The organism is bacterium (assembly GCA_035559435.1).
GTDB lineage: Bacteria > Zixibacteria > MSB-5A5 > WJJR01 > WJJR01 > JACQFV01.
Map to the genome: position 1 here is coordinate 24,662 of DATMBC010000036.1, position 14,880 is coordinate 39,541.

Consider the following 14,880-nt stretch of genomic DNA (forward strand, 5'->3'; position numbering starts at 1 on the left):
AATCGCCTGCGCCCTTACTTCTTGTGGGTGGGACCGGTCGCCTTTTCGGTCTTCTTTTCGCCATGGCCGCGGAATGTGCGCGTCGGGGCAAACTCGCCCAACTTGTGTCCGACCATGTTCTCGGTCACATAGACCGGGATGAACTTGTTGCCGTTGTGAATGGCGATCGTGTGCCCGACAAACTCCGGCGGAATGGTCGACCGGCGCGCCCAGGTTTTGACGACCCGCTTTTCCCCTTCCTCATTGAGCTTCTCGATGACGTTCATCAAGCTCTCGCTGACGTAGGGACCTTTTTTCAACGAACGCGGCACGTTCTATCTCCTCACCGACGGCTGCAACTGCTCCACTTGCTAACGATCCCGCCGCTTGACGATGTACTTCGACGACGGGTTTTTCTTCTTGCGCGTCTTCAGGCCCTTGGACTTCAGCCCCCAGGGCGAACAGGGGTGGCGTCCGCCGGAGGAACGTCCCTCGCCGCCGCCCATGGGGTGGTCGACGGGGTTGGTGGCAACGCCGCGCACGCTGGGACGGCGTCCGCGCCAGCGGCTGGCGCCCGCCTTCCCCAAGCTGATGTTTTCATGGTCGAGATTGCCGACCTGCCCCACGGTGGCAAAGCACTGCTCGCGCACTAGGCGCACCTCGCCGGAGGGGAGCTTCAGATGGGCCATGCCGTTTTCCTTGGCGGCCAGGATCACCTGCGCGCCGGCGGCCCGGGCCATCTGCCCGCCCTTGCCCGACTTCAACTCGACATTGTGGACCGAGACGCCCAGCGGAATGTTGGCCAGAGGCAGCGAATTGCCCACCTTGACTTCCACTTCCGGACCGGACAGAATCGTTTCGCCCACGCGCAGCCCTTCCGGCGCGAGGATGTAGCGCTTCTCGCCGTCGGCGTAGAACAACAGGGCGATGCGGGCCGAGCGGTTGGGATCGTATTCGATCGCCGCCACCCTCGCCGGGATGCCGTGCTTGTCGCGCCGGAAATCGATGATGCGATAGAAGCGCTTGTGCCCGCCGCCACGACAGAAGGCGGTCACGCGGCCCTTGTTGTTACGGCCGCCCGACTTGCGCAGCGCCTCGACCAGCGACTTCTCCGGCTTGGTCTTGGTGATCTCATCGAACGTCGGAACGGTCCGATGACGGATCCCCGCGGACGTCGGCTTGAATGATTTGACTCCCATATCTTATCCCAGCGAGAAGATCAGACCTTCTCGAACAGTTCGATGTGTCCCTCGGGCGCGATGGTGATATAGGCCTTCTTCCAGGCCGGCCGCTTGCCCGCGTAGCGCCCGAGGCGCTTGAGCTTGCCGCGCACGTTGATGGTGCGCACACCGGTCACCTTGACCTTGAACAACTCCTCAATGGCGCGGCTGATTTCGAGCCGGTTGGCGTCGGCGGCGACTTCGAAGGCGAAGCAGTGCCGGTTCTCACGGAGGATGACACTTTTCTCCGTGGTCAGGGCGCGCTTGACGATGGCGCGGGCGTCGGTCTTCATGCGGCAAACAGCTCCTTCATCCGGGCCAGCGCTTCGGGCGAGACGATGACTTCCTGCGCCTTCATGATCTGATAGGCGTTGGCCAGCTCGGCCCGCGTGTGATCCAACCAGGCGATGTTGCGGCAGGACTTGGTGAAATTGGGCAGCAACCCCTCATCCAAAAGCAGGGTCTTGCGGCCACCGACACCGATTTTGCCGAGCGCGTCGGCGACGGCCTTGGTCTTGGGGACGTCGAGTTCGCGACGTTCCCAGACTTTGACGGCGCCGTTTTGCGCCTTCAGCGACAACGCCGAAACGAAGGCCAGCCGGCGCACCTTGCGCGGCACATCTTCATGATGATGCCGCGGTCGCGGCCCGAAGGCGCGGCCGCCGCCCACCCAGACTGGCGACGTGATCGAACCGGCGCGAGCCCGTCCGGTGCCCTTCTGCCGCCAGGGCTTGATGCCGCCACCGGAGACTTCGCGGCGGGTCTTGGTTTTGGCGGTCCCCTGACGCTGGTTGGTCAGGTACATCTTGACGTAGGCATGCAGCGCCGGAGCATGCGGATCGCGCCCGAACAATTCGTCCGGGAGATCGACCGAGCCGATCACCGCGCCTGAAGCGTCATATTTGGAGGCCTTCACCGACATCGTCTCAAATCCCGTCGTTACGAACTGCGCTGCTTCCGTGACTGGCGAATCATCACCAGCGAATTCTTCTTCCCGGGGACCGCGCCGCGCACGAAGATGAGATTCTCTTCGGGACGGACCGCCGCCACCTGCAGGTTGGTCTCCGTCACGCGCACATTGCCCATCCGCCCGGCCATCCGCTGTCCGCGGAAGGTGCGCGAGGGGTAGGACGAGGCGCCGACCGATCCCGGCGCGCGGGTGCGATCCGACTGGCCGTGGGTGACCGGGCCGCCGCCGAACTTGTGCCGGCGCACCGCGCCCTGGAACCCGAGGCCACGCGAGATACCCACGATATCGACCCGCTCGCCGGCCTTGAACTGATCGACCGTGACCAGGTCGCCGACCTTCAATTCGGCGGCGTTGGCCAGGCGCAGTTCGCGCAGGTAGCGTGTCGGAGCCAGCGCGCCGAACTGGCCGGCGCGGGGCTTGTTGACCAGATTCTTGCGGATCGTGCCGATGCCGACCTGCACCGCCTCGTAGCCGTCCTTGTCCCGGGTCTTGACCTGCACGACCGGGCACGGACCGGCCTCGATGACGGTGACACCGACGGTGTCGCCGTTGTCGAGGAACAGCGTGGTCATGCCGCGTTTGATGCCGAGTATTTGACGCATGGCGTTATCCCGATCGCGAAGGCGATCAGACCTTGATCTCCACATCCACACCGGCCGGCAGCTCGAGCTTCATCAGGGCATCCACGGTCTGCGGGCTGGACTCGATGATATCGATCAGCCGCTTGTGGATGCGCGTCTCGAACTGTTCGCGCGACTTCTTGTCCACGTGGGGCGAGCGCAACACGGTGTACACGCTGCGCTTCGTCGGCAGTGGAATCGGCCCGACGATGCGGGCCCCGGTCCGCATGGCGGTGCGTGCGATCTCCTGCGTCGACTTATCGAGCGCGCGGTGATCGTACGCCTTCAGGCGGATGCGAATTTTCGGACCAATGCTCAAGTTCAGACCCCACTTAACTCAGCAAACCATTACAGTTTGTGCTTTCGTGCCGCGAAAGCGAAAAGAACGCCTAAAATACGGTTTTATCCCTGCGCCGCAAGGGCTTTTTTCCCTCTTGTCCGTCCGGCCGGCATTTGGCCGCCCTGCCCAAACCCGACCGGACCGGTCATGTTCTCCCCTTGCCGGCCCCCACCATGATCGTCTCCGCCATCTTGGCAGGGACCTCTTCATAGTGGCTGAATTCCATCGTGTACACCGCCCGCCCCTGTGACAGGGAGCGCAGGCGGGTGGCATAGCCGAACATCTCGGTCAGCGGCACGGTGGCGGAGACCAGTTTGGCCCCGCCGCGGGTGCCGATACCGTGAATTTTGCCCCGTCGGGAGCTGAGGTCGCCGATCACATCGCCCATGTACTCTTCCGGCGAGACCACCTCGACGTTCATCATCGGCTCCAGGAGGACCGGTTTGGCCTTCTTGGCCGCTTCCTGCAGCGCCATGGAACCGGCGATCCGGAAGGCCATGTCGGACGAGTCGACCTCGTGGTAGGAGCCATCGAGCAGGGTGGCCTTGATGTCGACCAAGGTGTACCCGGCCAACACGCCACGCTCGAGACCATCGCGAACGCCTTTTTCGACGGCCGGGATGTACTCGCGCGGGATGTTGCCGCCGATGACGGCGTTCTCGAAGACGAAGCCCTTATTCCCGGAGGGCTCAAACTTCATGATCACGTGGGCATACTGGCCGCGGCCACCAGTCTGGCGCACGAAGCGCATGTTCACATCGGCCGCCTGGGTGATGGTCTCCTTGTAGGCGACCTGCGGACGTCCGACGTTGGCCTGCACGTTGAACTCGCGCTTCATCCGGTCGATGAGGATCTCCAGGTGCAATTCGCCCATGCCGGAGATGATGGTCTGGGCGGTCTCTTCATCGACGCGGATGCGGAAGGTCGGGTCCTCTTCCGCCAGCTTGGAGAGGGCCGAGGTCAGGCGGTCCTGATCGGCCTTGGATTTGGGCTCGATCGCCACCGAAATCACCGGCTCGGGGAAGACCATGCGTTCGAGTTCGATCGGGTGCTTCTGGTCGCAGAGGGTCTGTCCGGTGGAGGTGTCCTTGAGTCCGACGGCGGCGACGATCATGCCGGCCGAGGCCTCCTGGATTTCCTCGCGCTTGTTGGCGTGCATCACCATCAGCCGGCCGATGCGCTCGCGCTTGCCGGTGGTGGAATTGAGCACGCTCTCGCCAACGGAGACTTTGCCGGAGTAGACGCGGAAGTAGGTCAGACGACCGACGTAGGCGTCGGTCATGATCTTAAAGGCCAGCGCGGCGAAGGGCTCGGACACGTCCGCCTTGCGTTGCAACGTCGCCTCGGTGGTGCCGGGGACATACCCCTTCACCGGCGGCAGGTCGTTGGGGGCGGGCAGAAACTCAATCACGGCATCCAGCAGTTTCTGCACGCCCTTGTTTTTGAACGATGAGCCGCAGAGCACCGGCATGATCTTGGTGTCGATCGTGGCGCGGCGCAGGGCGCGCACCACTTCCTCGTGCTCGATCGGCTGGTCGTGGAGGAATTTATCCAACAGGTGGTCGTCGTAGTCGGCGACCGCCTCGAGCATCTTCTCGCGGTGTTCCTTCGCGTACGCCAGGAGTGAGTCGGGAATCGCGATGTCCTCGAAGGTTGAGCCGTGGGTCTCCTCGTGGTGAATGCGCATCGTCATGTCGATCAGGTCGATGATCCCGGTAAACAGTTCCCCCTCGCCGGCGGGCAGCTGCACCGGGATCGCGTTGGCGCCGAGGCGCTCGCGCATCATCTTCACCGCGCCAAGGAAATCGGCGCCGACACGGTCCATCTTGTTGACGTAGGCGATGCGGGGGACATGGTAGCGGTCGGCCTGGCGCCAGACGGTTTCCGATTGCGGCTCCACGCCGCCGACGCTGCAGAAGAGCGCGACGACGCCGTCGAGCACGCGCAGCGAGCGTTCGACCTCGACGGTGAAGTCGACGTGGCCGGGGGTGTCAATGATGTTGATCTCGTGATCGCGCCACGCGCACGACGTGGCCGCCGAGGTGATGGTGATGCCGCGTTCCTTCTCCTGCTCCATCCAATCCATGGTGGCGGCGCCGTCGTGGACCTCCCCCAGCCGGTGCGTCTTCCCCGTGTAGTAGAGGATGCGCTCGGTGGTGGTGGTCTTGCCGGCGTCGATATGGGCGGCGATGCCGATGTTGCGGATCTTTTTGATGTCGGATGTTGCCACAAAAACTCCCCGTCGACCGTGGGCGCCGAGCGGGGATTCACATGGTCCGGTGGGGGTGCCACCGGCCAGGTCATCCTGGAGCTAAGGCGCGCGTTTCCGTCGGTACGGCATGCGTCGGATTCAAGGCGACGGCCTCCACTGCCGAGGCCGTCATCGTCATACGTGTCTGTTGTGCCGTCTTTCCCCCCGCGGCACACCGGGATCTACAGGATTGCCGAAATCCACTCGGGTCTGATGGTCGACGTCCTCTCGGGTTCTCGGTTACCAGCGGAAGTGGGCAAAGGCCTTGTTGGCTTCCGCCATACGGTGCGTGTCCTCGCGCTTCTTGATCGCGGAGCCTTCCTTCTTGGAGGCGGCGATCAATTCGCCGGCGAGCTTTTCGGCCATCGAGTGTTCCTTGCGCTCGCGGGCAAAGCCGATGAGCCAGCGGATGGCCAGCGCGGTGCGTCGGGCCGGACGCACCTCGACGGGCACCTGATAGTTGGCGCCGCCCACGCGGCGCGACTTCACTTCCAGGATCGGCTTGACGTTGTCCATCGCCTTCTTGAAGACTTCCAAGGCGGGCTGCTGGGTTTCCTTCTCGATAATGGCGAAGGAATCATAGAGGATGTTCTCGGCCAGCGATTTCTTCCCCCGCTGCATGAGCCCGTTGACGAACTGGGTCACGGTGACATCCCCGAACTTGGGATCGGGCAACACTTCCCGCTTGGCGACTGACTTCCGGCGCGGCATGGCGTCTCCTGGATCTTACTTCTTGGGTCTCTTGGTTCCGTACTTGGAACGGCTGCGCTTCCGATCGTTGACTCCGGCCGAATCGAGCGTGCCGCGGATGATGTGGTAGCGGACACCCGGCAGGTCCTTGACGCGTCCCCCGCGGATGAGCACAATCGAATGCTCCTGCAGGTTGTGGCCTTCGCCCGGGATGTAGGCGGTCACGTCGATGCGGTTGGTGAGGCGGACACGCGCCACCTTGCGCAGGGCCGAGTTCGGCTTCTTCGGGGTGGAGGTGTACACGCGGGTGCACACGCCGCGTTTCTGCGGGCTGCCCTTCAGCGCCGGGGTCTTCGGCTGCTCTTCGAGGCGCTTGCGCCCTTTGCGAATCAACTGGCTGATCGTCGGCAAAACAGACTCCGTGGTTGTCAAAAAGCCGTCATACCGTATGGCGGCAAATGGCCATTATACCAAATCCAATTCTAAAGTCAATGCCCAATGGGGCCTTAAGCGTTCTCCTCGAAGAGGCCCACTTCCGACTCGGACGACTCCGCTTCGTCGAAAGGCATTTCTTCCGGCGGAATTTCCACCGAGCGGTAGATCTCCAATCCGGTGCCGGCCGGGATCAGGTGCCCGATGATCACGTTTTCCTTCAGGCCCTTGAGGTGGTCGGTCTTGCCGGAGACCGCCGCTTCGGTCAGCACCTTGGTGGTCTCCTGGAACGACGCCGCCGAGATGAACGACTCGGTCGACAGCGAGGCCTTGGTGATGCCCAAAAGCAGGGGTTCGAAGGTGGCCGGCTCGCCGCCCTCCATCATCACCGACTGGTTTTCGTCCTGGAAGGCGTGTTTGTCGACCACTTCACCCTCGAGGAAGCTGGTGTCGCCGGGCGAATCGATGCGGACCTTTTGCAGCATCTGGCGGACGATCACCTCGATGTGCTTGTCATTGATCTTCACGCCTTGGAGACGGTAGACCTCCTGGATCTCATTGACCAGGTACTCCTGCACCTCGTTCACGCCCTTGATCCGCAGAATATCGTGCGGGTCGATGGAGCCCTCGCAAAGGCGGTCGCCGGCGTGGACACGGTCGTTGCTGTGCACGTGCATGTGCTTGCCGTGCGGGATCAGGTACTCGTGGACTTCGTCGTTTTCGCCGTGGACGAGCACCTGCTGCTGGCCGCGCACGATCTTGCCGAATTCGACGATGCCGTCGATTTCGGTGACCACGGCGGGGTCGCGCGGACGGCGCGCTTCGAACAGCTCGGCCACGCGCGGCAGACCGCCGGTGATGTCGCGTGTCTTGGCGATCTCGCGCGGGATCTTGGCCAGCACCGAACCGGCCGGGACGTGGTCGCCGTCGTGCACGACCAGGTGCGCCCCAGTCGGAATCGAGATGGCGGTGATCACCTCGGTCGGATTGCGCGGGTTGAGCACCACGATCTTCGGCAGCGGGATGCGGTCGCCGCGCTCGCGCGGTTCGATGATGACCCGCTGCGACAAGCCGGTGGTCTCGTCGAATTCCTCGCGAACGGTCAGACCGTCGACGATGTCTTCGAAGCGCAACACGCCGCCGCGTTCAGCCAGAATGGTTGATGTGTACGGATCCCACTCAAAGAGGATCTGTTCCTTCTCCACTGTCGAGCCCTCGGCGACGTTGAGCACCGAGGCGTAGGGCACGTTGTAGCGCGACCGGGTGCGCCCCTGGGCGTCGATGACCAGCAGTTCGGTATCGCGATTGAGGACCACCGGCTTGCCGTCCGGCCCTTCGACGACCCGCAAATTGTTGAAACGGATGGTGCCCGCCGTTTTGGCGGAGACGCGTGACTGTTCGGCGATACGGGCCGCCGTGCCACCGATGTGGAAGGTGCGCAACGTGAGCTGGGTGCCCGGTTCGCCGATGGACTGGGCGGCGATGACGCCGACCGCCTCGCCCAGATCGACCATCTGTCCGGTGGCCAGGTTGCGTCCGTAACACTTGGCGCAGACGCCCTGCCGCGACTCGCAAGTGAGCACGGAGCGGATACGGACCGACTCGACGCCGGCGTCGTCGATCGCCTCGGCCTGCGCCTCGCGGATTTCATCGCCGGCGCGCGAGAGCACCGCGCCGCTGATCGGGTCGACAATGTCATCGAGCGCGACGCGTCCGAGGATGCGATCCTGCAACGACTCGATGATTTCTTCGCCCTCCTTCAGCGCGGTGACCTGCAGGCCGAGAATGGTACCGCAGTCGATCTCGTTGATGATGACGTCCTGGGCGACGTCGACCAGGCGGCGGGTCAGGTAACCGGCGTCGGCGGTCTTGAGCGCCGTGTCGGCCAGACCCTTGCGGGCGCCGTGGGTGGAGATGAAGTACTCCATCACCGTCAGCCCCTCGCGGAAGTTGGAGAGAATCGGCGATTCGATGATTTCACCGACCTGGCCGGTGATCTTCTTCTGCGGCTTGGCCATCAGGCCGCGCAGGCCCGCCAGCTGGCGAATTTGCTCCTTCGAACCGCGCGCGCCGGAGTCGGCCATCATGTAGACCGGATTGAATCCATCACGGTCATCACGCAGCCCCTCGAAGAGCACCTCCGAAATCTCGTTGGTCGTGTGCGTCCACAGATCGATGATCTTGTTATAGCGCTCGCCGTTGGTGATGACGCCGCGCTCGTACTGCTTTTGGACCTTGTTGACTTCCTTCTGGGTCTCGGCGATGAGGTCGTGCTTCTCCTTCGGGATGATCATGTCGGCGATCGCGACGGTGACCCCCGCCTTGGTGGCATAGGAGAAGCCCAGACTCTTCAGGTCGTCGAGGAACTCGGAACAGCGGTGCGGGCCCGATGTGCGGAACACGCGCAGGACCAGCGACTCGAGCTTGGACTTGGTGGCAACCTCGTTGAAGTAGCCGATTTCCTTGGGCAGGATCTCGTTGAAGATGACGCGCCCGCAGGTGGTCTTGATGCGCTGGCCGTCGAGACGGATCTCGATATGGGCATGCAGGTCGATCTCGCCGAAAGTCTCGGCCATGATCGCCTCTTCGCGCGAGGCGAACTTCATCCCCTCGCCCTTGACGCCCGGCCGGTCCTTGGTCAGGTAGTAGCAGCCCAGCACGATGTCTTGCGAGGGCGTGGCGATCGGACGTCCCGACGCCGGCGACAGCAGGTTGTTGGTCGAAAACATCAGCATCCGGGCTTCCAGCTGCGCCTCGAAGGACAGCGGGATGTGCACGGCCATCTGGTCGCCGTCGAAGTCGGCGTTGAAGGCGGCGCAGACCAGCGGATGCAGACGGATCGCCTTGCCCTCGACCAGCACCGGGTAGAACGCCTGCACGCCGAGGCGGTGCAGTGTCGGGGCGCGGTTGAGCAGCACGGGATGCTCGTCGATGATCTCTTCGAGGATGTCCCAGACTTCGGGGCGCTCGCGTTCGACCAGGCGTTTGGCCGACTTGACGGTCTGCACATACCCCTTCTCTTCCAGCTTCATGATGATGAAGGGCTTGAAGAGTTCGATGGCCATGTTCTTCGGCAGGCCGCACTGGTGCAGCTTCAGCTCGGGCCCGACGACGATCACGGAGCGTCCGGAGTAGTCGACGCGCTTGCCGAGCAGGTTCTGGCGGAACCGCCCCTGCTTGCCCTTGAGCAAGTCGGAGAGCGACTTGAGCGGACGGCGCGAATCCCCGCGGACCGACTGCGTGCGGCGGCCGTTGTCCAGCAGGGCGTCGACGGCCTCCTGCAACATGCGCTTTTCGTTGCGGAGAATGACATCCGGCGCCTTGATCTCGATCAGCTTCTTCAACCGGTTGTTGCGGTTGATGACGCGGCGGTAGAGATCGTTGAGGTCGGAGGTGGCGAAGCGGCCGCCTTCGAGCGGCACCAGCGGGCGCAGATCGGGCGGAATGACCGGCAGCGTCTTGAGAATCATCCATTCCGGCCGGTTGTTCGACTGGCGGAAGGCCTCGATGACGCGCAGGCGCTTGAGCGTGTCCTTTTTGCGCTGGGCGGAGGTCTCGACCTTCACCTGGGCGCGCAGCGACAGCGACAGTTCCTCGATGTCGATGCGGCGCAGGACGGCCTCGATGGCGGGAGCGCCCATGCCGGCTTCGAACTTGTGGCCGGCGGCGACCAGCTCCTGGTGCTTTTCCTCATCGAGCAACTCGCCCTCGTGCATCGGCGTGTCGCCGGGGTCGACCATCAGGTAGTTCTCGTAGTAGATGACACGCTCCAGATCGCGGATCGACAGGTCGAGGAGATAACCGATGCGCGACGGCGTGGACTTGACATACCAGATGTGCGTGACCGGCACGGCCAGATCGATGTGGCCCATCCGTTCACGGCGGACCTTGGACTGCGTCACTTCGACGCCGCAGCGGTCGCAGACGATGCCGCGGAAGCGGATGCGCTTGTACTTGCCGCAGTTGCACTCCCAGTCTTTGACCGGCCCGAAGATGCGTTCGCAGAACAGACCATCGCGCTCCGGTTTGAACGACCGGTAATTGATCGTCTCCGGTTTGGTGACTTCGCCGTACGACCACGAGCGGATCGTTTCAGGCGACGCCAGCTGAATGCGGATGGCCGCGAAATCGGACGGCCGTTTTTGCGCTCTCGCCGGGAAAGCCACGTTTCCTCCCTGGTTCCCGCATCAAAGCCGCGCCATTGCGGGGCGCGACAGCCATGGGTCCATCGTCGACCCGAGGGCGGTCAGACCGGCGGGCATTGCGCGCCTGCCGGTCTTGCCATCAGGTTTTTTCCACCAACTCGATATCCAGGCCGAGGGCCTGCAGTTCCTTGACCAGCACGTTGAACGACTCCGGGATGCCGGGTTCGGGCGGATTCTCGCCCTTGACGATCGCCTCGTAGATGCGCGACCGGCCGGCAACATCGTCGGACTTGACCGTCAGCATCTCCTGGAGCGTGTAGGCGGCGCCATAGGCCTCCAGCGCCCACACTTCCATTTCCCCGAAGCGCTGTCCGCCGAACTGCGCCTTGCCCCCCAGCGGCTGCTGGGTGACCAGCGAGTACGGCCCGATCGAGCGGGCGTGAATCTTGTCGTCGACGAGGTGCGACAGCTTCATCATATAGATGATGCCGACGGTGATGTCCTCGGCGAACGGTTCGCCGGTGACGCCGTCGATCAGCTTCGCCTTCCCGCTGACCGGCAAGCCGGCCTTCTCCAGCAACTTCGTGATGTCCTCGGGGCGGGCGCCGTCAAACACCGGACAGGCGACCTTCATGCCGAGTTTCCAGGCGGCCCAGCCCAAGTGGGTTTCGAGGATCTGCCCCACGTTCATGCGCGAGGGTACGCCCAGCGGGTTGAGGATGATGTCGATCGGGGTGCCATCCTCGAGGCACGGCATGTCCTCAACAGGGACGATGCGCGCGACCACGCCCTTGTTGCCGTGGCGTCCGGCCATCTTGTCGCCGACGGCCAGTTTGCGTTTGACCGCGACGGCGACCTTGACCAGCTGCTTGACGCCCGGCGGCAATTCGGCGCCGCGGATGACCTTCTCGATTTCGATGTTCAGCTGCTCATTGAGGCGGTTGATCATCTCGCCGGCCTCCAGCAGCAGCTTGTCAACGCGGCGGTTGAGGCGGACATCCTCGGTCCAGCCCTCCGGCGCGATGCACTGTGAGAAGTCGGTCGCCGTGAATGTCTCCGCCTTGTACTTCACGCCCGCCTTGATGACAACCGAATCATCCTCGGCGGAGCGGATGGTCAGCGCCGTCTGGCCTTCGAGCAATTCGGCGAGGCGCTGATCGCGCAACTTCTTGATCGCGTCGATTTCCTTGCCGAAGCGGCGCTTGAGACCGGTGATCTCCTGCTTTTCGCGCTTCTTCGCCTGTTCGGTGCGTTCCTTGCGCGAGAAAACGCGGGTGTTGATGACCACGCCCTTCATGCCGGGCGGAGCCTTGAGGGAGGCGTCTTTGACGTCGCCGGCCTTCTCGCCGAAGATCGCGCGCAACAGGCGCTCTTCGGGGGAGAGCTCGGTTTCGCCCTTGGGCGTCACCTTGCCGACGAGGATGTCGCCCGCTTCGACTTCGGCGCCGATGCGGACCACGCCCTGCTCGTCGAGGTTCATCAAAACCTCTTCGGAGACGTTGGGGATTTCCCGCGTGATTTCTTCCGAGCCGCGCTTGGTGTCGCGGACCTGCAATTCGAACTGCTCGATATGAATCGAGGTGAAGATGTCGGTCTGGATCAGACGCTCCGAAACGATGATCGCGTCCTCATAGTTGAAGCCGCGCCAGGGCATGAAGGCGACGAGCACATTGGCGCCCAGCGCCAGTTCGCCGTTTTCGACCGCGGGTCCGTCGGCGATTACCTCGCCGGCTTCCACTTTTTGGCCGAGCACGACGCGCGGCTTGTAGTGGATGCAGGTGTCCTGGTTGGAGCGCTCGTACTTGGCCATCACGTACACGTCCGGCCCTTCGAAACCGAGCTCGCCGGCGCTGGACTTGCGCGCCGGACGAATCACGATCTGCTCGGCGTCGACGTCTTCGACCGTTCCGGCGTGGAGCGCCAGGATGGCGACGCCCGCGTCGCGGGCGATGCGTCCCTCGATGCCCGTGCCGACCACCGGCGCCTCGGCCTTCAGCAGCGGCACCGCCTGGCGCTGCATGTTCGAACCCATCAGCGCGCGGTTGGCGTCATCGTGTTCGAGGAAAGGAATGAGCGAGGCGGCCACCGAGACCAGCTGCTCCGGCGCGACGTCCATGTAGTCGACTTCCTGCGGTTTGACCATCGGGAAGTCGCTGCGCTGGCGGGCGCGGACGTACTCATTGAGGAAGCGTCCCTTCTCGTCAATGGGCTCGTTGGCCTGCGCGATCAGGTACTTGTCTTCCTCGTCGGCGGTCAGGTAAACGATCTCGTTGGTGACGACGCCGTTGACGACCTTGCGGTACGGGGTTTCGAGGAAACCGTAACGGTTGATGCGCGCGAAGGTCGCCAGCGAGGCGATGAGGCCGATGTTCGGTCCTTCCGGCGTCTCGATCGGGCACATGCGGCCGTAGTGGGTGTGATGCACGTCGCGCACTTCGAAGGCGGCGCGTTCGCGCGTCAGACCGCCGGGGCCGAGGGCCGAGAGGCGCCGCTTGTGCGTCAGTTCCGCCAGCGGATTGGTCTGGTCCATGAACTGCGACAATTGCGACGATCCGAAAAAGGTGTCGATCACCGCCGAGACGGTGCGGGCGTTGACCAGATCGTGCGGCGTGATCGCCTCGGTGTCCTTGAGACTGAGCCGCTCGCGGATGGTCCGCGCGATGCGCGACAATCCGACGGAAAACAAGTTCGAGAGCAACTCGCCGACCGAACGCGCGCGGCGGTTTCCGAGATGGTCGATGTCGTCGACGAATCCGTCGCCGTTGCGCAGCTTGATCAGGTAGGCGACGATCGACTCGAAATCCTTGGGGGTCAGGACGGTGTGGTTGAGCGGGACATCCAGCCCCAGCCGCGAATTCACCATGTACCGGCCAACTTCGCCCAGGTCGTACCGCTTGGTGTTGAAGAACAGCCGCTCCAAGAGCCCCTCGGCCGCTTCGATCGAGGGCGGCTCGCCCGGGCGCAGGAGACTGTAGATCTTGGTCAGCGCCTCCTCGCGCGACTTGGTCGGATCCTTGCGGAGCGTGTTTGGGATGATCAGAGCATCGTCCTGCGGATCGACGGCCAGGATCTTCAGGTCGCCGATGTCGTATTCCTTGAGTTTCTTGATTTGTTCATCGCCAATTGCGTCGCCGGCCTGCAGGAGCACCTCGCCGGTCGACTCATCGATGATGCTTTCGGCGGCGATGCGGCCCTGGACCTTGGCCCACTTGCGGCCGACGCCTTCGATCGTCTCGATCGGATAGAAGCGCGCCAGCAATTCCTCGTCGGTCGACAATCCCAGAGCGCGCAACAGCGTGGTGACCGGAATCTTGCGGCGCGAATCGATGTGCACGAAAAGCACGTCGTTGATGTCGAGATTGAACTCGACCCAGGAGCCGCGGAACGGAATGATCCGTCCCTGGAAGAGCCGCTTGCCGTTGGGATGGATCACCTCGTCGAAGAAGACGCCGGGCGAGCGGTGCAGCTGGCTGACGATAACGCGTTCGGCGCCGTTGATGACAAAGGTGCCGCGCGGGGTGATCAGCGGCAGTTCGCCGAGGAACACATCCTGCTCGAGCACATCCTTGACCTTCTTGTTGCCGGAAGCGTCGGTCTCCTTGGAGATCAGACGGAGCGTCGCCTTCAGCGGCGCCGCGTAAGTCATGTTGCGCTCTTTGCATTCCTGCAGGGAATAGCGCGGATGCCCGACCGTGTACGAGCTGAATTCCAACTCGAAATTCTCATGGACGTCGGTAATCGGGAAGACCTGGGCGAAGATCTCCTGCAGGCCTTCGTTTTTGCGCTTTTCCGGCGGCACGTTGGGCTGCAGGAACGCCTCGTACGACGCCAACTGCACGTCGAGGAGGTTGGGCATCTCGCCACCGCGGCGGATGCGTCCGTAACTCACCCGGCCGTTGGATCCATCATTGATCACTGGACGCCTCCCTTAAATGGCACAACGCACACCCGCACGCCCGCGTCGCGCGGGGGCGGATATGCATGCGCCCGACCATTGTCGAGGTTGTGAACCGGCAATGGTCGCTACTTGATCTCGACAGTGGCGCCGACCTCAACCAGTTTGGCACGGATGGATTCGGCTTCTTCCTTGGAGACGTTTTCCTTCACCGGATTGGGCGCGTTGTCGACCAGGTCCTTGGCTTCCTTCAGACCGAGGCCGGTGATCTCGCGAATGACCTTGATCACGTTGATCTTCTTTTCGCCGGCGCTGGCGAGGATGACGTTGAACTCGGT

At 63.3% G+C, this 14,880-nt stretch carries 12 protein-coding genes; all 12 read right to left on the reverse strand.

The genetic code is table 11. From position 1 onward, the window contains the following. Positions 1-14: 14 nt before the first annotated feature. Positions 15-311 (reverse strand): 30S ribosomal protein S19, encoded by a 297-nt coding sequence (gene rpsS / locus VNN55_04250; GenBank protein HWO56759.1) that lies wholly within the window; start codon positions 309-311, stop codon positions 15-17. A gap of 39 nt (positions 312-350) precedes the next feature. Beyond that, on the reverse strand, positions 351-1,178 hold the full coding sequence (rplB, locus tag VNN55_04255) for a 50S ribosomal protein L2 (protein HWO56760.1): 828 nt from the start codon (positions 1,176-1,178) through the stop codon (positions 351-353). 20 nt (positions 1,179-1,198) lie between these two features. Continuing rightward, positions 1,199-1,492 (reverse strand): 50S ribosomal protein L23, encoded by a 294-nt coding sequence (rplW, locus tag VNN55_04260; GenBank protein ID HWO56761.1) that lies wholly within the window; start codon positions 1,490-1,492, stop codon positions 1,199-1,201. After that, entirely contained in the window at positions 1,489-2,121 is a 633-nt protein-coding gene (gene rplD / locus VNN55_04265) for a 50S ribosomal protein L4 (GenBank protein HWO56762.1), read from the reverse strand. Before rplD ends, rplW begins: the two co-directional genes overlap by 4 nt. Before the next feature lie 17 nt (positions 2,122-2,138). Further along, a complete protein-coding gene (rplC, locus tag VNN55_04270) occupies positions 2,139-2,771 on the reverse strand; it encodes a 50S ribosomal protein L3 (protein ID HWO56763.1) in 633 nt (210 codons plus the stop codon). Positions 2,772-2,796: 25 nt separating this feature from the next. After that, a complete protein-coding gene (rpsJ, locus tag VNN55_04275; protein HWO56764.1) occupies positions 2,797-3,108 on the reverse strand; it encodes a 30S ribosomal protein S10 in 312 nt (103 codons plus the stop codon). A 166-nt stretch (positions 3,109-3,274) separates the two neighbouring features. Then, the gene (gene fusA / locus VNN55_04280) at positions 3,275-5,359 is read right to left on the reverse strand and encodes an elongation factor G (protein ID HWO56765.1); all 2,085 of its coding nucleotides are present in this window, start codon (positions 5,357-5,359) and stop codon (positions 3,275-3,277) included. Between the two features lie 261 nt (positions 5,360-5,620). Continuing rightward, positions 5,621-6,091 (reverse strand): 30S ribosomal protein S7, encoded by a 471-nt coding sequence (rpsG, locus tag VNN55_04285; GenBank protein ID HWO56766.1) that lies wholly within the window; start codon positions 6,089-6,091, stop codon positions 5,621-5,623. A gap of 15 nt (positions 6,092-6,106) precedes the next feature. Further along, a complete protein-coding gene (rpsL, locus tag VNN55_04290; protein HWO56767.1) occupies positions 6,107-6,481 on the reverse strand; it encodes a 30S ribosomal protein S12 in 375 nt (124 codons plus the stop codon). 95 nt (positions 6,482-6,576) lie between these two features. Then, complete coding sequence (gene rpoC / locus VNN55_04295) at positions 6,577-10,668, reverse strand: DNA-directed RNA polymerase subunit beta' (protein HWO56768.1); 4,092 nt, start codon at positions 10,666-10,668, stop codon at positions 6,577-6,579. A gap of 118 nt (positions 10,669-10,786) precedes the next feature. Then, positions 10,787-14,563 carry a DNA-directed RNA polymerase subunit beta gene (gene rpoB, locus VNN55_04300; GenBank protein HWO56769.1) on the reverse strand — a complete coding sequence of 1,259 codons (3,777 nt, stop codon included), beginning with the start codon at positions 14,561-14,563 and terminating at the stop codon, positions 10,787-10,789. Between the two features lie 107 nt (positions 14,564-14,670). Further along, positions 14,671-14,880: 50S ribosomal protein L7/L12 (rplL, locus tag VNN55_04305; protein HWO56770.1), on the reverse strand; the 210-nt coding region annotated here is incomplete at its 5' end.

Bases quoted from the DNA above. Each gene is read 5' to 3' on its own strand.
- rplW (HWO56761.1), bottom strand. From the start codon at position 1,492: ATGAAGACCGACGCCCGCGCCATCGTCAAGCGCGCCCTGACCACGGAG.
- rplD (HWO56762.1), bottom strand. From the start codon at position 2,121: ATGTCGGTGAAGGCCTCCAAATATGACGCTTCAGGCGCGGTGATCGGC.
- rplB (HWO56760.1), bottom strand. From the start codon at position 1,178: ATGGGAGTCAAATCATTCAAGCCGACGTCCGCGGGGATCCGTCATCGG.
- rpsG (HWO56766.1), bottom strand. From the start codon at position 6,091: ATGCCGCGCCGGAAGTCAGTCGCCAAGCGGGAAGTGTTGCCCGATCCC.
- rplC (HWO56763.1), bottom strand. From the start codon at position 2,771: ATGCGTCAAATACTCGGCATCAAACGCGGCATGACCACGCTGTTCCTC.